Consider the following 716-nt stretch of genomic DNA (forward strand, 5'->3'; position numbering starts at 1 on the left):
CGCATCATCGGTATCGACATCAACGAAAGCAAATTCGACCTAGCGAAACAGCTGGGTGCTACAGACGTCATCAACCCACAAAAATTCGACAAGCCAATTCAAGAAGTGATTGTTGAAATGACGGATGGCGGTGTGGACTACTCATTCGAATGTATCGGTAACGTCAACGTAATGCGTCAAGCGCTTGAGTGCTGTCACAAAGGTTGGGGTGAGTCGGTGATCATCGGTGTTGCGGGTGCAGGTCAAGAGATCTCAACTCGTCCATTCCAGCTGGTTACGGGTCGTGTATGGCGCGGCAGTGCGTTCGGTGGCGTGAAAGGTCGCTCTGAGCTTCCAGAAATCGTAAACCGCTACATGGCGGGTGAGTTTGGCTTACAAGAGTTCATTACTCACACGATGGGCTTGGAAGACGTAAACAAAGCATTTGATCTGATGCACGAAGGTAAGAGCATCCGTACCGTTATCCATATGGATAAGTAATGCTGACTCAGGCTCTCCGTAGGGGGAGCCTGAATTCATTCTGTTGTTAGAGAGTTTATCCATGACCATTGAAAATGTAAGCCAAACCAAAGTGTTTGGCGGTTGGCACAAACAATATACACACGAATCCAAAGCCCTAAACTGCACGATGCGCTTCGCAATTTTCTTACCACCGAATGCCACTAAATCGAACCCCGTACCCGCTTTGTACTGGCTATCTGGTTTAACCTGCACCG

The 716-nt window shown here is 48.5% G+C and carries 2 protein-coding genes; both read left to right on the top strand.

From position 1 onward, the window contains the following. On the top strand, positions 1-480 hold a 480-nt coding region (locus R7Z50_RS27265; RefSeq protein WP_318149717.1), incomplete at its 5' end, for a zinc-binding dehydrogenase. Between the two features lie 61 nt (positions 481-541). Continuing rightward, positions 542-716 (top strand): alpha/beta hydrolase-fold protein (locus tag R7Z50_RS27270; RefSeq protein ID WP_318149718.1); only part of this gene is annotated, 175 nt, incomplete at its 3' end.

It is taken from the genome of Vibrio sp. 1249-1 (assembly GCF_033340495.1).